This window comes from Ferruginibacter sp. SUN002, assembly GCF_050611725.1.
Taxonomy (GTDB): Bacteria; Bacteroidota; Bacteroidia; order Chitinophagales; family Chitinophagaceae; genus Ferruginibacter.
The window spans coordinates 1,896,406-1,919,183 of record NZ_JBODJB010000001.1; the positions used below are offsets into that span (position 1 = coordinate 1,896,406).

At 36.6% G+C, this 22,778-nt stretch carries 17 protein-coding genes; 4 read left to right on the forward strand and 13 right to left on the reverse strand.

All coding sequences use genetic code 11. From position 1 onward, the window contains the following. Positions 1 to 66: 66 nt before the first annotated feature. From ACQ33O_RS08600 to ACQ33O_RS08615, 4 genes are all read right to left on the reverse strand, one after another. The gene (locus tag ACQ33O_RS08600) at positions 67 to 480 is read right to left on the reverse strand and encodes a hypothetical protein (RefSeq protein ID WP_430995159.1); all 414 of its coding nucleotides are present in this window, start codon (positions 478 to 480) and stop codon (positions 67 to 69) included. 108 nt (positions 481 to 588) lie between these two features. After that, complete coding sequence (locus ACQ33O_RS08605) at positions 589 to 1,434, reverse strand: class I SAM-dependent methyltransferase (RefSeq protein ID WP_430995160.1); 846 nt, start codon at positions 1,432 to 1,434, stop codon at positions 589 to 591. A gap of 317 nt (positions 1,435 to 1,751) precedes the next feature. Next, the gene (locus ACQ33O_RS08610) at positions 1,752 to 2,342 is read right to left on the reverse strand and encodes a DUF1566 domain-containing protein (protein WP_430995161.1); all 591 of its coding nucleotides are present in this window, start codon (positions 2,340 to 2,342) and stop codon (positions 1,752 to 1,754) included. Between the two features lie 275 nt (positions 2,343 to 2,617). Further along, a complete protein-coding gene (locus ACQ33O_RS08615; protein ID WP_430995162.1) occupies positions 2,618 to 3,325 on the reverse strand; it encodes a potassium channel family protein in 708 nt (235 codons plus the stop codon). Between the two features lie 214 nt (positions 3,326 to 3,539). On the opposite strand from ACQ33O_RS08615, the gene ACQ33O_RS08620 reads away from it, so the two are divergent. Continuing rightward, positions 3,540 to 5,903: a tail fiber domain-containing protein gene (locus ACQ33O_RS08620; RefSeq protein WP_430995163.1), complete on the forward strand. Its 2,364-nt coding sequence runs from the start codon at positions 3,540 to 3,542 to the stop codon at positions 5,901 to 5,903. Positions 5,904 to 6,023: 120 nt separating this feature from the next. On the opposite strand, the gene ACQ33O_RS08625 is transcribed toward ACQ33O_RS08620, so the two are convergent. The 7 genes from ACQ33O_RS08625 to ACQ33O_RS08655 form a co-directional block, all read right to left on the reverse strand. Then, a complete protein-coding gene (locus ACQ33O_RS08625) occupies positions 6,024 to 8,606 on the reverse strand; it encodes a M1 family aminopeptidase (protein WP_430995164.1) in 2,583 nt (860 codons plus the stop codon). 189 nt (positions 8,607 to 8,795) lie between these two features. Beyond that, positions 8,796 to 10,586, reverse strand: a complete 1,791-nt coding sequence (locus ACQ33O_RS08630; RefSeq protein ID WP_430995165.1) for a WG repeat-containing protein — start codon at positions 10,584 to 10,586, stop codon at positions 8,796 to 8,798. A 343-nt stretch (positions 10,587 to 10,929) separates the two neighbouring features. Next, complete coding sequence (locus ACQ33O_RS08635; protein ID WP_430995166.1) at positions 10,930 to 11,811, reverse strand: helix-turn-helix domain-containing protein; 882 nt, start codon at positions 11,809 to 11,811, stop codon at positions 10,930 to 10,932. 15 nt (positions 11,812 to 11,826) lie between these two features. Beyond that, positions 11,827 to 12,462, reverse strand: coding sequence for a pyridoxamine 5'-phosphate oxidase family protein (locus ACQ33O_RS08640; protein ID WP_430995167.1), 636 nt, complete (start codon positions 12,460 to 12,462; stop codon positions 11,827 to 11,829). A 1-nt stretch (position 12,463) separates the two neighbouring features. Next, complete coding sequence (locus tag ACQ33O_RS08645; RefSeq protein ID WP_430995168.1) at positions 12,464 to 12,637, reverse strand: hypothetical protein; 174 nt, start codon at positions 12,635 to 12,637, stop codon at positions 12,464 to 12,466. A gap of 14 nt (positions 12,638 to 12,651) precedes the next feature. After that, positions 12,652 to 13,065 (reverse strand): DUF1348 family protein, encoded by a 414-nt coding sequence (locus ACQ33O_RS08650; protein ID WP_430995169.1) that lies wholly within the window; start codon positions 13,063 to 13,065, stop codon positions 12,652 to 12,654. A gap of 137 nt (positions 13,066 to 13,202) precedes the next feature. Then, on the reverse strand, positions 13,203 to 13,754 hold the full coding sequence (locus tag ACQ33O_RS08655; RefSeq protein WP_430995170.1) for a carboxymuconolactone decarboxylase family protein: 552 nt from the start codon (positions 13,752 to 13,754) through the stop codon (positions 13,203 to 13,205). Positions 13,755 to 14,030: 276 nt separating this feature from the next. Here ACQ33O_RS08655 and ACQ33O_RS08660 point away from each other — a divergent pair, with 276 nt between their 5' ends. Continuing rightward, entirely contained in the window at positions 14,031 to 17,501 is a 3,471-nt protein-coding gene (locus ACQ33O_RS08660; protein WP_430995171.1) for a choice-of-anchor Q domain-containing protein, read from the forward strand. Positions 17,502 to 17,849: 348 nt separating this feature from the next. On the opposite strand, the gene ACQ33O_RS08665 is transcribed toward ACQ33O_RS08660, so the two are convergent. Beyond that, complete coding sequence (locus tag ACQ33O_RS08665; RefSeq protein WP_430995172.1) at positions 17,850 to 18,527, reverse strand: DUF4397 domain-containing protein; 678 nt, start codon at positions 18,525 to 18,527, stop codon at positions 17,850 to 17,852. A gap of 835 nt (positions 18,528 to 19,362) precedes the next feature. Between ACQ33O_RS08665 and ACQ33O_RS08670 the strand changes: the two genes are divergently transcribed. Next, positions 19,363 to 20,076 (forward strand): hypothetical protein, encoded by a 714-nt coding sequence (locus tag ACQ33O_RS08670; protein WP_430995173.1) that lies wholly within the window; start codon positions 19,363 to 19,365, stop codon positions 20,074 to 20,076. Positions 20,077 to 21,138: 1,062 nt separating this feature from the next. Next, on the forward strand, positions 21,139 to 21,489 hold the full coding sequence (locus ACQ33O_RS08675; RefSeq protein WP_430995174.1) for a helix-turn-helix domain-containing protein: 351 nt from the start codon (positions 21,139 to 21,141) through the stop codon (positions 21,487 to 21,489). Between the two features lie 419 nt (positions 21,490 to 21,908). Here the strand turns inward: ACQ33O_RS08675 and ACQ33O_RS08680 are convergent, their stop codons facing one another. Then, positions 21,909 to 22,721 carry a TIR domain-containing protein gene (locus ACQ33O_RS08680; RefSeq protein ID WP_430995175.1) on the reverse strand — a complete coding sequence of 271 codons (813 nt, stop codon included), beginning with the start codon at positions 22,719 to 22,721 and terminating at the stop codon, positions 21,909 to 21,911. Positions 22,722 to 22,778: the final 57 nt, after the last annotated feature.

Consider the following 22,778-nt stretch of genomic DNA (forward strand, 5'->3'; position numbering starts at 1 on the left):
CAAAGGTAGCACACCGGTATAAGTATCGTTGTTAAAAGGCTGGCAACGATTGCGGAAAAGAATGTATTAACGAACTTCGTATTGTAATCTCGTTCCTAAAAGTTTAGCAAGATCATTCATCGCTTCGAAACTGAGCTTTTCAGGGGTATCTTTTGCTCCGGTATTGGCAATGGTTTCAATTGTATCTGACGAACTGTATTTTGTTTTTCCTGTGATAATGATCTTATCATCTCTGCAAATAAAAACATAATAACTAGTGCCCGAACTTTTAATGTCTATTGGTCCTGTTTCAATTTGAAAGGCCTCTTTATCTAAACTTACGATCTCAATTCCCTTTTTAGAAAGTAATAGTTTTACATCAATGAAATTAGCATAAGCAGTTTCACTATTTAACACGGTGATCTGGTCGGTTTTATCAGGTACAACCTGAGCAAAACTGAATAATGGAAAGAGTAGGAGGAGCAACAATAGTTTTTTCATTTCGGTACGTTTATTATGCTAAAGATAATAAACTAAACAATCAATAAAAAAACACGTAATGGTTGCGTTATTCAGGATTTGTTGGCCCCTATTTTTACAATTGGCATATTATTTTTCACCATAAATAACCAAAGCGCTTGAGTCAACCACTACATTTCCATCCGTATATTTATTATTAATTATTTCGTACGTTTCTTTTTTTATTTTTTCTTTCATTGCATCATCAGCTTTGCCGAGTGCAGCAACAATAGGCGCTGCCACTTCTGTTTGCATTCCCCAGTAACCATCAGCAGTTTTGCAATTCAGTTTTCCTGCAATTTCTGTTTGGGATATGTTTTTCAATCCTGCTTGCATGAACAGGTCTGCAATAAATCCATCTTTGGCACAACGAAACATTCCCGGAGCTCCGGGTGGAGGTGGAGGTAATTCCATGTTCCTGTTAATTGTTCCCATGATAGCTGTAACCCAAAAATTTTTTTCAGGCACATTCCAAACGGCAGTAGCAATTTTCCCTCCCGGTTTAAGCACACGAGCCATTTCTTTAGCGGCCATTAACATATCTGGAAAAAACATGAACCCAAATCGGCAACTTATTTTGTCAAATGTATTGTCAGCAAATGGGAGTTCACATACATCACATGCAACCGTCTCTATATTGTTAATCCCTCTCCGTGTAGCATTTTCACGGGCTATTGTTAGCATGTCTTCAGCAAGATCTGTAATGACCACTTTGCCCCCGCTTAATTTTGTTGCGATTGTAAGTCCCGGTTCTCCTGTTCCTGCTGCAACATCGAGAATGACATCATTCCCTTGCGGTTTCAATAAACGGATAATCTCATCACCCATTGGCTTTAGAAAATCCATAACGAGTGTATCCCATTTTTTCCAGCCGGGAGAAAATTTATTCCAAGATTCTTTTTGTTGATTGCGTATTTGTTCGAGTTGCTGTTCCATTTTGTTTTTTTAATTGTGAATACAATTGTTACAAGTTGTCAAAAGGTAACAGTCTAAATCAACTGGTATTAATACACCTAATATAAGATTATTTGATGTTAATTGCAATAGTTGATTTTGTGCTTTGGAAATAAAAGGCTTGGAAAGATTTTTGCACAAATCAACTTGCCTTATGAAAGTTTTTATTTTTTACAAGATAAGTAGTGGTTTGTATCTGCATAGAAAGAGAAAAAAGACTCCGCCATACATAGATAAGGCAACAAGATTATGGAGGATCATTGACTGATGCCTACTAGGAATGCTTTATGATTTAGTTTTTAAAACTCCCTGATGGCTCTTACGTGTGCAGTTGTGACAGTATTTTGTTCTACTGGAATTCCACTTTTAAAATCTACTAGCCAGGCATTATTAAAATCAGTTTCGGAAGAACTCCAATAGTATGCATCTGCAAGGTTTCCAAGATTCTTTGTTTTAAGATTGTCATATATAAGTTCCAACTCTTTTTTTGATGGTAAGTGCCAATCGTTGAATTTGTCTACTTTATAATGCGTACATAATCCAGCAGCTAGTGTACTGTCGGTAAGCGTTTTTGTAATGATCTCGGTATTGGATTTTCCAGCGCCGATATTTTTTGCATTTGCATGAAGTACGGTATCGGAATAGCCCCATTTTGCTTTTACACTTATATCTTCATTTGAAACAATGAGACCATGTTTTTCGGTTGAATCCACATAAAAAACAATACCACCGCCAAATGCTTCACCTATAAAATGTTTTTTAATTATAGGCAATTTATTCCCTGCTTGATCTTTGAAACTGATGACTGTAAAAGACAGGATAAGCAAGATCGCAAATGTAAATATCTTGATTAAGGACAAACTGCCAAGAAATCGATTAGGATTTATCATACAGGTATTTATATTATTAATATTAAGATGTTTCAACGTTTTTCTCTATTTATTATTGCCTTTTTGCTTTACTAAGTTCTAAAGGTAAATGGTGTTCTGCTATTACAAAATAAGTCACGGTGCAAAATGATTGTTGAATTTTCGGAAGTTTTTTGAAACTCGATATTTGCACATCACAATTTCTTCAACGCTTCAGTAAAGCTTAATCGTTTTTTTTGCATTAGTGTTCTTGTTTTTATTTTTAGACTTGCTACAATTTTTGCGCTTAAATAAGTTTATTTTTGTTTACTATCAAAATAACCTTTGCTTTCAACCCTGTTAGAGAAGAAATTAAGAAACATTACTACTACTATAAAAAATATAATCACCTGCGAACATACCAGCAATTTGCCCGAAAAATTTACAGGATAATAATCACCATAACCCACCGTTGATGAAGTCATAAGACTGAAATAAATTGCATCAAACCAATGTCCGAAAGGTTTATTCAAATAATTTCCCTTTGCGTAGATCACACCATAGCTGATAACAATTTGAAGATAGTTAAGGAACATCAGCAACATAGATCGTCTGTAGGATCTTGGCTTTGAAAATATATCAGATGCAAACACAAGTGTTGCCAGGTAAAAAATTGTTTCCAGTAGGAGCCATATCTGTATGTAATACAAAATGGTATTCGATTCACTGTGTGTATATAAAAGCAGGAAAGGAAAAAATACTTTTATCAATACAAAAAAATCTACAGACAATTCCTGATATCCAACTCCTTTTTTGCCAAAAAAATGTTTGAGGTAGATGCCGGGAAAAATGAATTGAGATAAGGCCAGCAATAAGCGAAGTATTTTTTCAATGCCAATATCATCCTGGTGGTCATTGTGCCAGATAGACCGTATGTTCTCAATCCTGTTGCCAATACTACCTTGAACAGGTATTTTGTCAACTTCAGGTTTTGCTAAAAAAATTTTTTTGATAATTCGTTTCATCTTAGGCTATCTGCCGATAAATGTAAGTAAGCTTTTGCATAGCTGCAAATTCATATTTGTATAATCTCTATCTGCAACTTGATTTAATGGGGCAGGGCGGCATAAATTGGGGAAGTTTAATTCATTAAATTATGTTGTGTAAATCGTGAATATCTACATATTATAATATTGTGTTTTTTCTGGTTTTTTTTATATTTTACACAAAAATAAACTTATGAGAATAATATTAATACTTGTCACTTTTCTTTTCACAGTTATCACTTCTTCGGCTCAAGTTGGAATAGGCATAGCATCGCCTAATAGCTCATCTATGTTGGACATAACGAGTGTTAACAAAGGTTTATTGATCCCAAGAATGTCTTCTGTTCAACGAAAAGCAATTGGCTCGCCTGCTCGAGGGTTATCGGTATATGATCTTACTACTAAAAGTCATTGGTATTTTGATGGTATCTGGAAGGAACTTGCCACAGTTGCAAACTCGGACAGTGGGTTTGTATTTATGCAAGGAGCAGCGCCTTCTTATAATATCTCCGGGGGATTGCTTGTTTCCGACTCAGCAGGATATATTTATGATAGTGGGGGGCCTGTTGGTGGGTATGGTAATAGTGAAAATATCACCATGGGTATTAATTTCCCGCCGGGTTCTCAACTTTGCCGAATACAGGTAATTAGTCTTACTACCGAAGCATTATTGGATACGCTTCGTATATATAATAGTACAAAGAGTTATACCTTTTCCGGTAATGTTTCCAATCAATCGGTTTTCTTTGGATTTAGTTATGATCCAATCCTTGTTCAATTTGGCTCCAACCCTTCAAGTACTTTGTCTGGATTTCAAATAAGATTTGATCATTATTTTGTAAACTCAACTACAACTACTAATCTAACGGCAACGAATACAGGTTTTTATTATATACCTGAAAAAGTGGCTATAAGAGGTGGCGTACAAGCAAATGACTATTGGAATAAAGATAGTGTAGGCCTAAACTCATTTAGTTTTGGTAATGGGAATAAAGCGAATGGTAATTATGGATTTGCCGGAGGCTTAAATACATATGCTGAAGGTACAGGGACATCCGCTTTTGGCATTGAAACCATTGCAAGAGGCTTTGCTTCTACATCAATAGGTATGTATAATGATCCTGTTCTTTCAAGCGGCGAAACATTTACCAATTCAACTTCGCCTTTATTTATAGTTGGTAATGGCGGCAGTAATAGCAACCGATCCAATGCATTGCTTATTCGAAGAAATGGAAGTGTAGGCATAGGAACATCGAATCCGGATGAAGATGCAATATTAGACATTGCCAGCACAACCAGAGGTGTATTATTACCCAGAATGAATATAACTCAACGCAATGCAATGGGTGTACCTGCTACAGGAATGATCATTTATCAAACCGATTTTACTCCGGGTTATTATTTTTATAATGGTTCTAGCTGGGTTCCGTTCAGGGATAATTTAGGAAATCATATCATGACCACTAACCTTATTGCACAAAATAATTATATAACTAGGTCTGGAAACAATATGGGTATTCAGATCTTGGATAGTGGTGCTGTAAGAATAGTAACGGACATGGATTTTGGGGGCAGCTCTACAGTTCCTAGTGAAAGATTTAAATTCGATGCATGGGGAGGTATAGTTGCAAAGGGTATTCTTGGATATGGGATTATTCCTGCCTCCGGTGCAGGCGAAAGGTTTATGTGGCATCCTCAAAAAGGAGCTCTGAGAGCAGGATCTATTGGCTCTGCAGGAACATTTTGGGATGAAGCAAACGTTGGGTATTACACTGTTGCATTTGGTTACAACACGATTGCATTGGGACTTGCTTCTTTTGCATCCGGCTATCAAAGTCAGGCATTAGGCTCTTATAGTACCGGATTGGGTTATAACGCATTGGCCGATGGTACAGGAGCTATAGCTATTGGTTATCGTTGTACTGCCGATGCTGATTATAGTACAGCTATAGGCCAAAGAGCCAGTACCAATGGGCATGCAGGAGCAATGGTGTTTTCTGATGGATCAACAACTGATAGTACAGAAGCTAGTGCAAACAACCAAATGACGATGCGTTTTGCAGGGGGCTACCGGTTATTTTCAAACGCATCAGAAACTGTCGGGGTACAAATGTCTGCCGGAGGTAGTTCATGGTCTGTGATATCTGATGTAAGAAAGAAAGAAAATTATATACCGGCCTCAACTGATTATTTCCTGGATAAATTATCTACACTGAATTTAGGGTCATGGAATTATATCGGTCAGGATCCAAAAAGTTTCCGACATTATGGTCCAATGGCACAGGATATTTTTTCAGCTTTTGGTAGAGATAAAATTGGTACTATTGGTTGTGATACTTTATTAGCCAGTGCGGATATGGATGGTATTATGATGATCATGTTGAAAGGGCTGGAAAAACGTAGTGCCGATCAAACAATTAAAATTAAAAAATTAGAAGAACAAAACGATGCGATTTTACAAGAGAACGAAAAACTAAAACAACAATTGTCTAGAATCGATTATTTGGAAGCTGAATTCAAAAAGCTTGCACCGGATGTAAAAACAAAACAGTTTTAGTTGTTAGGATTTCAATAATGCTTTAATACAAATTAATAAGAAGCCTTTGGTTTTGAATAACCAAAGGCTTCTTGTTTTGTGATGGCAAAGAAATATTGGGGGACTTATTTAAATGTCAGTTTATTCCGAAACTGCTTCGGCCCTAAAAACCCAATCTGCATTTTGTCTTACTATTTGCAATAACAGGAATGGAACCTCGGGGTGGCTTTTAGAAAGATATGACTTTAGTAATTGTACGGTTTCTTTATCATTGTATGAGCTTAAAGTGGCGGAAATCCAATCAGGAGCGAAAAATATATCGTTTGTATGTAGTACATCAGCTAAAATTGCTAAGGATTGCTTTATATATTTTTTGCTATGTTTCTGCCTGAGCGGATGATGTAAAAGGTATAAACTGCTTATCACATCACTTCCTTCTTTTCTTCCCTCATATTTAAGCAATGAGGTAAAAAAGCTGTCCCTTACCTGAACATTATTTGAAAGTGCTTTTGTGAGCAATAGAAATGATTTATGATCTGCATAAAAATTCTTGAGACTATCGAGTTCGGTTTTAAGTACTTCATCTACCTTATAGTTCATCAAAGCCAGGTGTGTTGCTATCGAAGTAAAGTCGGATACATCTATAGAAATATCATAAGGAGCTTTTCTTTTGCTCCAATAAAAATACAGGGAATCATTAGCTTTTGCGGACTCTGCAATCTTTATATAAGTTCTAAAGATTGAAGTTCTATTGGGTATTGTTTGCTGTTGTATTGCATTCAATAAAGTTTCCTCCAATTGCGGGCCAACCTTTTGCCTGGTTGCCGGTTTAAGTAAATTCCAATAGATGGTGGAGATATATCTGAGTTCTCTTTCTAACAACTGCCGATCCGTTTCCCAACTCACCAATGAACATAATAGGTTAAGCATTTCTTTTGGCCGGGGTTTGTATACCGTAGAAAACTGATCTGGTTCTTTTTCTTTTGATCGAAGCATTAACTCAAAAAGATTGATGATGGCCGATGCTCTTGTAACTACAGAAGTATGACGCAGCCCTTTATTGACAAACGCTTTATCAATTGGAAAAACACCATAGCCTTCACCTGATGTGTTGAACAGGATCAAAGCAGGGGCTTTTTTGCCAATGATCTCACTGATCTTTTGAGATGCTTTGGTCATATTTACATGAATGGTTTCTGTTGTGCTGCTGTCATAGTAAAGCATCATATCGAATTGCTGGGGTAAGATCCTTTTTGTATCATACTCACCATATTGTGTAAACGAAAATTGATTAATAATGCCGCCGGTAGTGTCAATAGTATAATGAATAATTGGCCTGCCTTGTTTTTTTACCCATCCTTCCAACCAATAATCAAGATCGGCAGTGGTATATTTTTTAAACTGTTCAATTAATTGGCTAAAATCAGCATTGCCCCCCTTATATGTTTTGATATAATCCTGTATGCCTTTCCTGAAATTTTCTTCACCTATCAATAGTTCCAATTGATGCATCATGATGGGAGTCTTATGATAAGATATCTCGCCATAGGCAAGGCCGGCCTGATCCAGGTTAGGTAGTTGTAAAAGTATAGGATTGGAAGAAGGGAATCTGTCTTTTGAATAGGCGGTAGGAAAATTACCCAATAAAAATTTTTTGTTGAAGTTTTTATCAATGCCTTGTGTGTTGGCAAACTTATCACCCATATAATTTGCAAAAACCTCTTTCAACCAAACTTCATTGAACCACTTCATTGTTACTATATCGCCAAACCAGATATGGCTCACTTCGTGTCCTATGACACGTTTGCGTTCATAGATGTCTGTTGCGGATGGTTTTTCAAGAAAAATTTCATCTCCTTTATAGAATATAGAACCGGGGTGTTCCATTCCACCAACACCGAATCCGGGGATCTCCACAAAATCAAACTTACTGAATGGGTATTCAGATTGAAGATAATCAGAGTCGAAAGCCAATGCTTTGAATTGAAGGTCCATACAATCGGCAAGATTCGAATCGAGTTTATTTTTATTGGTCTCCCTGTAATAGAAATTTATAGTGCGACCTTCTCTTGTCTCCGAATACACATTGAATTTACCTGCAGCAAAACAAAACAGGTAAGTGCTGATAGGGGCTGTAGGTTCAAAATAGCAAGTCTTTTCAGTGGATGTTGTTGTTTCTTTTACAGCTTTGCCGTTACTAACGGATACCCATGTATTAGGAATGGTCAATGTTAATTCAAAGCTTGCTTTGAGATCAGGTTGATCAAAACAAGCAAAACTCTCTCTGGCATTGGCTGGAACAAATAAAGTATATACTAAGCCATTCGTGTCTGTTTTTATTGAGTTGCCCGATACATCAAAATCGATCTGTACCTGGTTGTTCTTTTTTAATAGTAAAGAAGGGTTTAAAACGATGTGCTCGTTGATCAAAAGCGGTTTTACTATTTTATTATTTACAACTAATTTTTTTATTTTCTTCAGATCGGTTTTAAAATCGATCTGCAATTTTTTATCTGTGTGCTTCAGGTCAAATTGAATGACCTCTTTTGCAGTAATATGTCGGGTAGAAGCCGGTATATGAAAGCTTAACCGGTATTGTATGTTGCTGATCTCCTTTTTACGCCAGGCGGCTAGTTCATCACTGACTCCGTTATCTACTTTCTGAGCAAAAGAGCCGGCGCAAATGAATAACAATACAATGGATGTGATCAATCTTGTTTGCATAGATAAAAATGTTTTTACCGACGGTAAAGTATTAGTGATTTTGCTGATTGAAAATATAAAGTTGAATGTAAGCACAAAAGCTGAGAATACATACTGTTTCGTCCTAAGTTGCAAACTCATCACATATTCAGCTTGTAGCAACACTATGGTGGGATGTACTAAATTGTCTTAGTGTGCTCATACTGTAAGCTATTCAAGACATGTAGCCAGTTTTTTAAGCTGACTTGAATATACTGAGCCACCACCATTGCAGGCAGAGCAGGCTTGTGTTGAAGTGCTGCTATAAGTGACTTTAGCACCATACGTATATTCGTAGTCGTTAGTATGAGAATATCCTGTGGTTATTTTTCCGGAGCCGTTACATTTTTTACATGTTTGTGGTTGAGCTGGTAAATAAGGGTCGTATGCATCGTAAAGAGGGGGGCCGTACCAAATCGTTTCTGCATCTACGGTTTTTGTTTCAACATTACAATTGTTAAAAATATCTGCAAAAAATGCTTGTTTAAAAGTTACTTGAAAATTATCATTGTAGGGGTTTTTGTTATAACTAATTATTTTTATCACTACTTCTTTAGGATTGCCAAAGTAAGTAGCATTTCTTTCTTTGTAGTACCTTCCAATGATGGATTTTAGTTGTGCCTCTGTTACTGCAGCTTTAGCAGGTTGATAAACTGGTGCACTTGTTGAAGGGCTGTAGGCATTGTTATTTGCATAAACGGGTTTATCGCTGCTTACTGTTTTGCCCCAGCCGTAACCTGGTTTTGGGAGGCCTTTTGGCCATTCCGGTGCAGGTTTGTTATTGCTGGCTGCAATAAATTCATCAGTAACATGTTGTGCAGCAATTGTAATATAACTGATTTGTTCTTTTGTGAGCGAATTCCTTGCAGCTAAATAAATAGTTGCATTATTTTTTTCATTTTTATAATGCATAAATGCTTCAAACATTCCATAATAATCAATATCTACTACCTGTTTAAATTTTTCTCCAAGTAAATATATTTTTTCATCTTCTGTTAGTTGTGTAGTATGCAGTTGTGTTACATATTGATTAATGGCTTCACCTCTTTGTTTTGAATTTGCTGCAGCTGCCAATGCTTTTTGAAAATTAGATTCATGCGGCTCTGGTGATACTACCGTAGGTAATGCTTTGCCCGATAGTTCAAATTTGAAAGTTTTGTCATCTTTAACAAGCGACAAGAAATTTGTTGTGAAATCTTGTTTTGGAATAGCATTGTATTCAAATGGCACAATGGTTTGATTGCTGCGGTTAACAACTCCGTACTTGTTATTTTGTTTTACGATGAAGCAGTCTTTGTTACGTATAAACAGTTCAGTATATGTTACGGGTAAAATAACTGTTCCTGTTTGAGACAGTATGCCACGCAGGTTGTTTTTTGTTACACTAAAAAATTTATGATCGGACAGGTAATAAAGTTTATCATATATTGTAGGGATGATGAGTTTGCCGGATCTATCTACAGCTCCCCATTTACCGCCCTCATAATCCAATGAAAAGAAGGAGTATTTATTTTTTGTAGCTGCACCTATGTTGCAGATGGCAATATTATCCTCAAAATTGTCTATAAAAGTATACATGGGTTGAACAACGAATTTACCTTGTGGATTAATGAATCCCCATTTATCATTCAGCATTACTTTGGCGAGCCCGTTTTTGAATCCTCCTGCTTTTTGGTATTGTAGTGGAATAACTTCTTTACCGGTTCCGTCAATAAATCCCCATTTGCCCGTGTTGGCGATGATCTCTTTATTGTTTTCAAATTTATTTTTAAATCCCTTGTTTACACATAGCCGACCATTTTCGAAAACAGTATAAACAACATCGTAGATAGGTTGCACTTTTATAATGCCATCTGTTGTTTTAAAACCATATTTCCCCTGTTCATTTTTGAAAGATACGAGCTGTGAAAAAGAGACACTGTTCACCATTACGGCCAGGTAAAAAAGTAAATGCAATTTCATTGGAAAATGTTTTCAATAAAGTTAGTAAAATATGACTTTGATGGAATAAGGGAAAGTGGGTATTTTTTGGTCTTTGCTTACGAATAATTCATTGTTATACTCGTACCGTTGTAGGTGTATATATCAGGGGTTGAATAATTTCCTATCTCGAGAGCTCCGCCGGGCCTTCTGACCAGAAGGAACCCGATGCCCACTTTTATTAGTGAAAATAATTGCAGTATATTTTATACATTTTTTTTGTCTTTGTTCTTGCACTGTTACATGCCGGAAACGTTGAGACAAGAAGTTGAGAATATATCCACAGCCACAATATTCCCAGTATAATATTATATAGAGATATATTCTACGCCATAGCCTTTGCATAACCAACTGTATCTCTGTATAATTGAGGAGACACATCTGCATTTACTTTGAAGAATCGGCTGAAATAATATTCATCTTCATAACCTAATTCCCAGGCAATTTCTTTTACAGTTTTATTGGTAAGATATAATTCCCTTTTAGCTTCAATGATAATACGTTCATTGATCATAGCGCTGAGTGTTTTATTAAAGTATGACTTGGTAATCTTTGCCAAAGCCTTTGGCGTTATATAAAGCAGTTCAGCATAGTCGGCAGGTGCATGTTTTGTTTTAAAGTTTTCTTCGATGGCATCTTTTAATTTTTGAAGAATAAAAGGTTCTTTATTATCTGTCATGATTGTTGCGGCATCAGGTTGTTGCTGTGTTTTTAAACGAGCAGCATTGATCAATAATATTTTTAAATAAGCAACAAGCAATTCGTGTTGTGCCAGATCTGCATTTTGCATTTCTGTTTTTATTTGCTCACAGATCATTTTAAAAGTTGCCGCAGTGCCATCATCAAGCTTTACAAATGGAGGCTGATAAATATTATTGTACAATACCCCGTTGCAGGAAACTTCTTTATGATGTTTAAAAATGCAAAAGAACTCCGGGTGGAAATATATTGCAACTCCTTTTATGGGTTGTATCGTTTTAAGCATATAAGGCTGGTAAGGAGAGAAGGCAAATAAATTTCCAGCCTCAAAATCGTACTCAGCAAAATCGGCATTTAGTTTTCCGGCACCATCAGTGATCCAGATCAATGAAAAATAATTATTACGTTGTATGTGATCGAAAAAACTATTGTCTTCAAACTCTATATATTTGAATGCAAGGTTGCCGTTCTGCGGATTTACTAACGTCAAAGTAGATTGATTAAGCATGTATGAATGTACAATTTATATTGTTGATTGAGAAGCCTCTCTTAATTTGGCTTTAAGGTTTTTGATTTCTGTTTCCAGTTTACCGATTTGATCCTTTTGTGCTAGAAAAACTTCCGCAATATCTTCTACGGTATATCTTGCTACAATATGTTTCGGACAATTCCAATCATACGCTTCTATATTGAAAACCATCATCCTTTCAGGTCTAAAATTATAATCGTTCAGATCTAACAGGTCATATAATTCGGGATTATCTTTTAGTTCAATCACTTCTGCCTTAGCCAAAATTTTTAATCTTGTTTTTGAAGGATAATCAACCATGATCAATGCTACGTTTTTATTGGTGGCAATATTGCCAACAGAAATGTATTGCATATTGCCTTTGAAATCTATAAAACCAATTCTTTTATCATCAAGTACTTTTACAAATCCTTTCGGACCGCCACGATGCTGTACGTAGGGGAAATCATTTTCACCAATACTTGCGATGTAAAAGCTGTCACGTTGTTCAATAAAATCAATCTCGTTCTCTGTTAAACCATCTACATAAGTATCTCTTTCTACTCTTGCATAACTCGGTCTGCTGCCCAGTTTTTCTTGTACGGCTTTAACAGCGTCTGTAAATGCGATTGATGCAAAATTCTTTGCCATTTTATTGTTGATTTAGTTTTTCAATATTGATCAATAAAGAAGCGGCATTTTCAGAAATGCTGTTTACTCTACAAGCTTTCACTTCCTGTTGCAATACTTCATCCCAAATACTGTCTCCACATTCATCCGGAATAACAACAGGAACTTCTTCTGTTTTTATAGCATCTTCTTGCATAAAAAATATTTTTATTATTTCAATTCTCTTTCGCTTTCTTTTATCGGCAGGTCGTTGATGCTTGCATATCTTTTTCGCATTAAACCATTTTCATCAAACTCCCAGTTCTCATTGCCATAGGCACGAAACCATTGTCCTTCGGCGTTATGGTACTCATATACGAACCTCACTGCCATACGGTTCTCTCTAAAACCCCATAATTCTTTTTTGAGTTTATAGTCGAGCTCTTTTTCCCATTTGCTTTTCAAGAATTCTTTTACTGCTTCTCTGCCATTGATAAACTGGGTTCTGTTTCTCCATTCAGTATCGATGGTGTAAGCCAGACAAACCCTTTCAGGATCCTTACTGTTCCAGGCATCTTCTGCCATTTGAACTTTTTGTAAAGCTGTTTCTATTGTAAAGGGCGGGAGTGGGTGACGTTGTTCCATGATGTTTGTTTTTGTTTTACAAAGATGAGATTTAATTGATTTTATTTAAATGGAGGAATAACGCAAAGGGATGGACAATTTTCCTCTTCAAAAAATAAAGCCGGGATAAGTTGCCCGGCTTTAAACTTTTTACTGAATTAGTTAAGCACTGCTTCCGTTTCCAAAGTCGGTGCAATTGGAAAATCAACCGGTATCTGCGTAAGGTTATGCAAATAATTCATAGCGGTTTTATCGCTTACCTGTAAAATAAGGTCAATCAAGCTTTCATTGGTATAGCCTTGTGCGTAAAAATCATCAACCAACGCAGCATCTACTCTACCACGATTTTTTGTAATACTTGCCGCTAATTTTACCAATGCATTCAATTTTGCATCTGTTGCTTTGCCTCTGCGGATATCAAGCAATTGATCATCTGTAAAACCATTCATCTTGCCTAAAACTGTATGTGCGCTTTTGCAATACAAGCAATTGTTTACTTCGCTTACAATAAGATTAACCGCTTCTTTTTCTTTATTGCTTAATGTGGTCTTAGCACCTTGATAGGCAAGGTATCTTCCTAATCCATTTTCCGAATATCCGATCACTGCATACAGGTTTGGTACAAAGCCCAAAGCTTTTGTAAGGTTGTCAAAAATAGCTTGATTGGCCGGAGCTACTTGTTCTTTTGTTGGAACTGCGAAATTTTTCATTGTGTATTTTTTTATTTTGTTTGTCGTTATTGACAGTGCAAAGATGCTGCGACAAACAACCCCGGAAAATGGAGAAACAACGCAAAGGGATGGACAATTTTTTCTTTTACTGTATATTAATTCGAACACAAGTAAATACATATGCTAAAGGCATTAAATTCTTTGTTATGCTCGCTCCAGTGAGGCTTACTTACTATTTTTATTATAATTTTTTTATTAACTTTATGAGGATGTAGTAAATTTGAAGTAATCGGCTAACATAAGCCGTATCTGCTCATGAGGAATACTGTTTTTATTTTCATGCTATTTAGCTTTGTGATTATCCACAATAATGTCATTGCCCAGGGAAGTGGCCTTAAATATTGTTATAGGGATAATGACGGTGATGGTTACGGCAACCCCAATGTTTACGAGGTTACATCAGCAGAAGTATCTTGCAGCTTTATCTCATTTGGTAAGTATGTAGATAATCCTTCGGATTGTAATGATGCCGATGCCGATGCTTACCCGGGCCAGGTGTGGTATAGAGATTTTGATAGTGATGGGTTAACAGATGGTAATTCTCTTTCACAATGTACTCGTCCATATTTATACACACCGGCAAATAAGTTAAAGAGTTTGGCATCTTATTGTGGTTATAGCAGATCTTTTCCTAAACTGATCGATTGCAATGATTATACTTCGACCAATATCGATGACCCGAATTTTGCCTTTTGGTTCGTTGACAGAGATGGAGATGGCTATATCAAAAACAAAACAGACTATTATTATTCTAATGCTAATCCATCTACATGCAATCCATTTCTTTTGGACAAATACATAAGTTTTAAACCCACCGGTAATGTTACAACCGATACGCTTTGTAAGCTGATCGTAGATTGTGATGATAACGACAGTATTCAGCATCCTCATCAAAACTGGTATTTAGATGATGATGGAGATGGGTATCCATTAAATAGTACGCCTGAATGGGTAGACAGATGCTCTAACCCAGGTCCCGGATCTTATGTAGCATTCAGCCAGTTGAAATCTTTGAAAGAAGATTGTAACGATCAAAACCCTACTATATATCCCCGCCGGTATTATAAAGACAACGATGGCGATGGCTTCTTTTTAAATATATGGGTTGAAGCATGCAGTAAGCCTGCAGGCTATGATACGTTGCGATCGAATCTGTTTGTTGACTGTAATGATAATAATGCTGATGCTGATACTTTACGTACATGGTATTCTGATAATGATGGAGATGGTTATGGAGGCACTTCAACCATTTATGCATGTGACAGGCCTGTAGGTTATTTTAAACGCAATCAACTGACCAACGGTATTGGTGACTGTAATGATAATAACGCCAACGTACACCCGAATGCCACAGAACTTTGCAACGGTATAGATGATAATTGTAATGGTACCTTTGATGATCTGTTTTGTTGCCCGACGGGTAATACGCTATATGTTAATGCAGGCAACGCCGGTTTGGTAAAAGACGGAACTACCTGGGCAAAGGCTTATACCCGTTTACAGGATGCATTAGAAACAGCTAAACGGTGTAATATAGTAACGCAGATATGGGTAGCAGGAGGTAATTATTATCCTGATGACGGCGGCACTGCTACAAATAATAATGTCAACAATTCATTTACACCCCGTGGCGGATTATCCATCTATGGCGGCTTTGCCGGAAATGAAACAGCCCTGTCACAACGTAATCTCAATCTTGGATATACTTCAGTAATGAATGGTGAGATACAGCAGGATGGAGATAATACAAACAATACCAATCATATCCTGCTCATTGATAATGTAACTACAAGCTTAACGATAGACGGATTTACGATCCGTAATGGATATTCCAATATCGTTTTGCCTGAAGATAAAGGAAGGGGTATTGGTATATACATTGTAAACAGTAGTACTCCCACAATAAGAAATTGCATTATCCGCAATAATACAGGAGTAACAGGGGCGGCTATAACTACTATCAATTCAACACCATCTTTTATAAATTGTGTGATCAATAATAATCACTCGGGTTATGGTAACGGTACCATTCAGAATATTGATGCCTCACCTTATTTTATAAACTGCTCGGTTGCGAATAACACTATTGCAGGTAGTAACCTAACGGTGATGTATAATACTCCGGTTAATGCTTCTCCGCTTATCATCAATACTATCTTAAGAGGAATTGCTCCTGCTATTATTGGAGGTGCGCCAAACGTTAGTTACTCATTGATACAGAATGGAAGTGTATGGCCGGGTGTAGCGAATGTGAATACTGATCCATTATTCATCAGTGAAGCAACCGGCAATCTCCGTTTGCGGCCTTGTTCTCCTATGGTAAATGCAGGAAAAGTATTATATCCTGTGGTGAATGATATTCTTGATCTGCCAAGGGTTGTTTCCACTACGATCGATATTGGGGCTTATGAATTGCAGTTAGTCGACTCCGTTAGTGCAAGGGTATATGTAAGTGCTACAGCTTCCGGTAATAATGATGGCAGTTCATGGGCAAATGCCTATACTACATTAAATGCCGCTACAACATATGCTAATACTTGCGCCGGCATTAGGGAAATTTGGGTGAGTGCAGGCACCTATAAACCTACTGCAACTACTGATAGAACAGCTTATTTTTCTATGTTGAATAATATAGCGATTTATGGGGGTTTTAATGGAACGGAAACAGCATTAAGTCAACGTAACTGGAATACGAATGTCTCCATTTTGAGTGGTGACATAGGTTTACTGAATAATAATACAGATAATAGCTACACTATTATTTCAAACACCGGCATTGATGCCACGGCAGTATTGGATGGATTCACCATTACAGGTGGAAATTCAAATACGAATGGCGGTGCTATGAAAAACAGTACAGCTTCACCCACTATTCAAAACTGTATCTTTAAAAATAATGCTGCCAGCAGTTTTGGTGGAGCTATTTATAACAGTGCTTCTAATCCTGCATTTACGAACTGTCTTTTTACAGGCAATACAGCTACGTATGGAGGGGGTATGTTTAATACAGGCTCTTCACCGGTAATTGTAAACTGTACCATGTCGGGCAATACATCAGTGAATGGTTCTTTTGCATGGAGCCAAACCAATTCGTTTGCTAATATCTCCAATTCTATTATATGGGGCAATACCGGAAGTGCAGGTTTGGTAAACACGGTTACAAGTCCTTATACGGTTAATTATTCAATAACGCAGGAGAGCGTAACGGGAACGGACAACCTTAATACGAATCCTTATTTTATGAATGCAGCCAATAATAATTTTTCATTGGCATCTTGTAGTCCCGCTATCAATGCCGGGAACAATGCAGCACTGCCGGCCAATGTTACAAAAGATCTGACCGCAGGCTCACGTGTAGCATTCACCACTATTGATATGGGAGCGTATGAGCGTCAATCAGCGCAGATCAATATTGTTTATGTAGATTCCGCAGCAACAGGTACAGGAGATGGTAGCAGTTGGGTTAATGCTTGTACTGATCTTACTGCCGCATTAAATACCATTAAATTATGCCCACCTGTTGTTACTGTAGCAATAGCAAAAGGTTCCTACAACGCCCCTGTTGGCTTACCACATAGCTTTGATAAATTAAATGCAATTATTCTTGGTGGGTATCCGCATGGCGGTGGAGTTAGAAATCCTACGTTATATCCTGTGGTCTTAAAAGGTAATGTGCAGGTACTTCAATCTTTACAGATGGAAGGAGTACGTGTGGTAGGGCCTTGATAACTATGATGTTTCAATGTACTGATTTGCTAATTATAAAAGTTCTGCTGTCGGTATATCTTTGACTACGGGCATACAAATTATTACTATTGTTTTTGATTATGTTGTATGTACTAAGTTTGGAAACTCTCACTGTTGGCGCAAGCATCCGCATATGCCTGAGTATAAAAGCGCTTGCAAAATGTAATTACAAGCTAATAAAATCTGTTGAATATTTCTTTGTTCAATTATTACTTGTTAGGGTATTCAATTCGGGCACAAACGTATGCTTTCGCTAAGAGAATGGTTTCAAATAAAAAAAAGACTGCTTTTCAATGAAGCAGTCTTTTATAGAAGCTATTTTTTCAATTACTTATTTACAATTATTTCTGCACCTAATGCTTGTGCACCAGTTCCACCAAGAAAACCTTTAGCGAATATTGTGTAGATTTTGCCGCTTTCTAATGTGATTGCTGGTAAAACCAATGCTACAGTTGATGTTCCTGCAACTCTAACATCTAAGTTATAAGTGCCTGCATCAAGCGGTGTAAAATCGGTTGATTCTTTAAATGCTTTGTTGCCAAAAACAACTGCACCACTACTTGCTACCGCAACATCTACCGAAGGGGCATTTGGCGATAAATGAACAAAACGAACATGCGCTTTACCTGCCGCCGGAGCAGTAAGATTATCTGTAAGTACAACTGCTGAAATTTTCGATACAGAGTCTACAGCAAATACTGTGTAAGAGGCATCCTTGGTTAAAGAAAGATCGGCCTCGATAACTGTGGTTGCAGTGCCGGAAACGTTTACCTTAATATTACGAGTACCGGATGCCACTTTTAAATACCCTGTGTTGTTAGGGAAGGCGAGTGCTGAAGAATTTTTTTTGCTGTTATCGACTAATAAATCCACTCCGGGTGCATTTGGCGAAGCATGCACTACAAGTACATTTGATTGTGCAGGACTATCTTTTTCGCAAGAAACAAATAATAATGACGCTGCAACTAAAATTGCTGAAGTAATAAATAAGATTCTGTGTTTCATAATCATTAATTTTTTTGGTTTAAATGACTATAACAACAGTGTAAACATTTTGTTTAATAAAAGGACGTTAAATATTAAACAGAATATTTACTTGGGCGGTAACAGCGTAAATATTTGTGCTCGGTTTTACTGCACGGTAATATTAAAACTCTAATTGTTTTAATATTATTCAACATTGGCTAAGTAATCTTAAACAAAAAAATAAATAGACTATGAAATTTTTCGTTAGGAACTTTCTAAAAGCAATAGTATTTAAATGTTGTAGGTTGGAGATTACTCCGCTGACCGTATGTCTTTGTCTACGGACTTATAACTTAATAATGTTGTTTTGATTATGTTATATGTCTTGAATTGTAAACTCAAGACGGCTTCGGCTCGTTACATACTAGGGATAGCCGGGGAATAATTTTCATTTGCAGGAAATAAAAGCCGATTCATGGAATTAATATATTGTATAAACAAATTTCATTTTATCCGCCTTAGTTCGTGGCACACCAAACATTTTTTTAATTTAGTTGCATTTCAAACTTTGCCGTTTCGTGTACCAGGAACCTAGGCAGAGGGGGGAGAATTAAATTCTTTAGCGTGCTTGCACAAATAAGGGTCTAATAAAATCCTAGCAATGCAACCATTTCTATTCAATTCCAGTCTTACACAAATAGAAACTTTTTTTATATCATGAAAAATTAGGCCTATGGATAAATGAAAAATAAAAGCAATAAGATATGTATGATGCTAATTCACTAGTATTTTTTATTATTTTAAAAACAATATTTGTTATTAATATTCATTCACCAAAGCAGTAACATTGTTGCTGCTGTTTTTATTTTATAAGATGAAAAATAAATTACTTTTTGTTGTTCTAAGTCTAATCTCTATTGTCGGTAAATCTCAAGTAAGATACTCCTCTGAATGGTACGCTAAAATAAGTGTCGGTTATAATGTATTAGACCCTGTAGGGAAAGGCTACTTTTACAAAGCCGGTGCAGAATATAAGCCCTTAAAGAAATGGCGTGTAGCTTTACATTTTACGCATGGCGAAGTAGATACATACGATAAAAACTTTACACATGATTATTACTTTCCGGCTGATACAGCTAGGTACTTTGCCAAATACAGAGGTATTACAAGATCAGAATGGTTTAATGGTAAAGGAAGTTTTCTCTATTGGACAGCCAATACTTTATCAATTCAGATAGGGTATGATATTTATTTCAAAAAAAATCATCGTTTTTTTCTAAGTCCTAAATTTGGGTTAAGTAGAATAAATAGTAAGTATTACAGTACGCATTTAGTTGCTGCCGCTTTTCATAATAATATTTTAACCGGAGGTATCTTAGCTACCGAAGTGCGATTTAGCAGAATGTGGGGAGTGAACTATGGCGGAGATATTAATTATAATATTACTAAACGACATTGCTTGTTTATCGATATAGATAAAATAGCAGATATGGCACGATGGGAAGATAAAGAGCCAGGGAGTTTTACAGGGAAGCATTATTATAATGCATGGAATTTGGGGGTAGGGTATAGGTATAAAATTAAATAGCAGTAAAATTTATTCAGAACAACTTCGCCTTGGTTAGTGGCACACGAAATAATATTTTAAATTAAGTTGAATTTCAAACTTTCTGCCTTTGTTGGTCTTCTTTTTTCGATTTTAATAATGCTGCTATTTCCGAAAGCCCTTGTTGGTGTTTTTCACCAACAAGCGAAGCCATCATTGGCTTGGGTGTTTAAATAATATGATTATTAGCGTGAGTAAGTTCTCTTGAATTTATACCCTTCGGATGTTGGTGGAAAACACCAACATCGGCGTGCCGGGATAGGTTGATTTATTATGCACATACCAACAGCGGCGGAAAGAGCCAGGGAGTTTTACAGGGAAGCATTATTATAATGCATGGAATTTGGGGATAGGGTATAGGTATAAAATTAAATAGCAGTAAAATTTATTCAGAACAACTTCGCCTTGGTTAGTGGTACATGAACCAAGGCGGCAGAATAAAAAAAGCTGCATTCTAAAAAGATGCAGCTTTTCTGCCTTTGTTGGTCTTCTTTTTCGGCTTTGATAATGCTGCTATTTTCGAAAGCCCTTGTTGGTGTTTTTCACCAACAAGCGAAGCCATCATTGGCTTGGGTGTTTAAATAATATGATTATTAGCGTGAGTAAGATCTCTTAAATTTATACCCTTCGGATGTTGGTGGAAAACACCAACATCGGCGTGCCCGGATAGATTGATTTATTATGCACATACCAACAACGGCGGAAAGACACCTAGGTTGGTGTCGCCACCGACCGGCGATGGGTAGTGCCGACCAAGCATAAATTCGTTGATATGCTTGCGCCAATATGTGTACTATGGATGTAGTATTTTTATCATTTTATGAAAATTTATTACTACGGATGTAGTGTCTTTATCACTTTGGAGAAATCTGTTACTACAGACGTAATGCCTGTATCACTTTGGAGAAATCTGGTGCTACGGATGTAATGCCTGTATCACTTTGGAGAAATCGGGTATTACGGATGTAAATACCTGTATCATGTTGTCTATATTGTGTGTTATATATGACAATATTTTGTATTATCTTTAATAAAACGATCCGTATGCTATTTCTAGACATAAAAAAACAATGCAGTAACATTGGTATTGAAGACCCTAAGCGTTGGTTGGTAAAGAACGGCTTTTCTCATGTGGATGCAGCAAGGCTGGTTAATAATACCCAGGCCAGTATTACTTATGCAAAACTTGAAAAACTTTGCCTGCTGCTTAATTGCACACCCAACCAATTGATAAGCTGGCAACCGAAAGACAATACAACTGTTGCTTCCACCCACCCGTTACAGCAATTAAAACCCGTTCCTAAAGGGGCATCCATTAGTGCAAAACTACAGACATTGCCACCCGAAAAAATGGAGGAACTGCAGCGTTATCTTGATGAATTAGCGGGGAAATAAATCATCGCTTTGGTTTGTGTCTATTTAACATCGGCATAGGAACGCTAACGCACATTAGGTTGGCTGCATTCCTGCGCCTAAGGGGAATGTCTTTTAATTTGTCCGGTCGGTGGGGACACCGACCTAGGGAGGGAGTATGCTAATTAATTATTCTCTTCTTTACTTGTTATGAATTAAAGATACCTAGGTCGGTGTCTTCACCGACCGACGATGGGTGGGTGGAGTACCAACCAAGGATAAAGTATAAAAGAGTTTTCGAAATGTGCCTGTATTTTTTTAGTATTTCTTTATTTAGATATTGCTTGTTAGTGTATTGAATTCGAGCACAAGCGGATGCTTGCGCCAAGAGAATTAAATTTGTTGGTATGCTTGCGCCAAGAGCATTAAATTCGATAGTATGCTTGCACCAATGTGGTTTTTTAATGTATCAATACATTTGTATCAATTTGATAGCCTGCACCTTTTAATTCTTTAGCTAATTCAAACTGCCATCCACTATCATTTGGGTTATATGGAATATATACGATCCCATCAATGTCTGAAGGTTTTTCGAAATCATCTGTTTGTTCAAAGATGGCAACCACTTTTTTGCGTTCCAATTTGCCATAAAAAAATCCAAGTTCAAAAATTACATTTTGCCTTGCTCTTAATTTTGCATTGGCTGAGCTGTCTTTTTTTGAATAACCATAATCATCAGCAGATAACAAAATAATTGCAAAACCAACATCTGAATTTCTTGTAAATTTTTCTATTATGGTATCTCCATTATTAGCTTGTTCATGAAGAATTATAGGTTCTAATTTAAATTTTTCAAGCGTTCTGGCTGTAGCGAATTTCATCGCATCATTATGTCCATGAACGATAAATATTCTTGAATTATTTTTTGCAGATTTAGCAGGATTGTAACTATTTAGAGGAGTGATATTTTCGAAATTCGTTAAGACCTTTTGTTCTTGATGCTGTAATAAATCGAGTTCATCAATCATTACTTCAATAATGCTTACTAAATCATTAACATGGTAATGATTTAAGCCAAATACGGCCCTAGAAATCCTTTCACTAAGAACCTCAATCTTTTCGCTGTAAGTTTGAGTTGGGGTAAACTGTCTTGTCGCAATACCTTTAGTTCGTTCTACTATTCTGTCAAATTTTTTCCTATCAGCATCAGTGGCTCCTGTAATGAGATTTAGCTCACTTAAAAGTCCTTTCAATTTTGTTATTGCTATTTCCATATGATTATGCTAAATTACTAGCAATGCAAATATATATCAGTTATAGCTTTTTAACGC

Coding starts and splice junctions, on each gene's coding strand:
- ACQ33O_RS08600 (WP_430995159.1), bottom strand. CDS start 480: ATGAAAAAACTATTGTTGCTCCTCCTACTCTTTCCATTATTCAGTTTT.
- ACQ33O_RS08605 (WP_430995160.1), bottom strand. CDS start 1,434: ATGGAACAGCAACTCGAACAAATACGCAATCAACAAAAAGAATCTTGG.
- ACQ33O_RS08610 (WP_430995161.1), bottom strand. CDS start 2,342: ATGATAAATCCTAATCGATTTCTTGGCAGTTTGTCCTTAATCAAGATA.
- ACQ33O_RS08615 (WP_430995162.1), bottom strand. CDS start 3,325: ATGAAACGAATTATCAAAAAAATTTTTTTAGCAAAACCTGAAGTTGAC.
- ACQ33O_RS08620 (WP_430995163.1), top strand. CDS start 3,540: ATGAGAATAATATTAATACTTGTCACTTTTCTTTTCACAGTTATCACT.
- ACQ33O_RS08625 (WP_430995164.1), bottom strand. CDS start 8,606: ATGCAAACAAGATTGATCACATCCATTGTATTGTTATTCATTTGCGCC.
- ACQ33O_RS08630 (WP_430995165.1), bottom strand. CDS start 10,586: ATGAAATTGCATTTACTTTTTTACCTGGCCGTAATGGTGAACAGTGTC.
- ACQ33O_RS08635 (WP_430995166.1), bottom strand. CDS start 11,811: ATGCTTAATCAATCTACTTTGACGTTAGTAAATCCGCAGAACGGCAAC.
- ACQ33O_RS08640 (WP_430995167.1), bottom strand. CDS start 12,462: ATGGCAAAGAATTTTGCATCAATCGCATTTACAGACGCTGTTAAAGCC.
- ACQ33O_RS08645 (WP_430995168.1), bottom strand. CDS start 12,637: ATGCAAGAAGATGCTATAAAAACAGAAGAAGTTCCTGTTGTTATTCCG.
- ACQ33O_RS08650 (WP_430995169.1), bottom strand. CDS start 13,065: ATGGAACAACGTCACCCACTCCCGCCCTTTACAATAGAAACAGCTTTA.
- ACQ33O_RS08655 (WP_430995170.1), bottom strand. CDS start 13,754: ATGAAAAATTTCGCAGTTCCAACAAAAGAACAAGTAGCTCCGGCCAAT.
- ACQ33O_RS08660 (WP_430995171.1), top strand. CDS start 14,031: ATGAGGAATACTGTTTTTATTTTCATGCTATTTAGCTTTGTGATTATC.
- ACQ33O_RS08665 (WP_430995172.1), bottom strand. CDS start 18,527: ATGAAACACAGAATCTTATTTATTACTTCAGCAATTTTAGTTGCAGCG.
- ACQ33O_RS08670 (WP_430995173.1), top strand. CDS start 19,363: ATGAAAAATAAATTACTTTTTGTTGTTCTAAGTCTAATCTCTATTGTC.
- ACQ33O_RS08675 (WP_430995174.1), top strand. CDS start 21,139: ATGCTATTTCTAGACATAAAAAAACAATGCAGTAACATTGGTATTGAA.
- ACQ33O_RS08680 (WP_430995175.1), bottom strand. CDS start 22,721: ATGGAAATAGCAATAACAAAATTGAAAGGACTTTTAAGTGAGCTAAAT.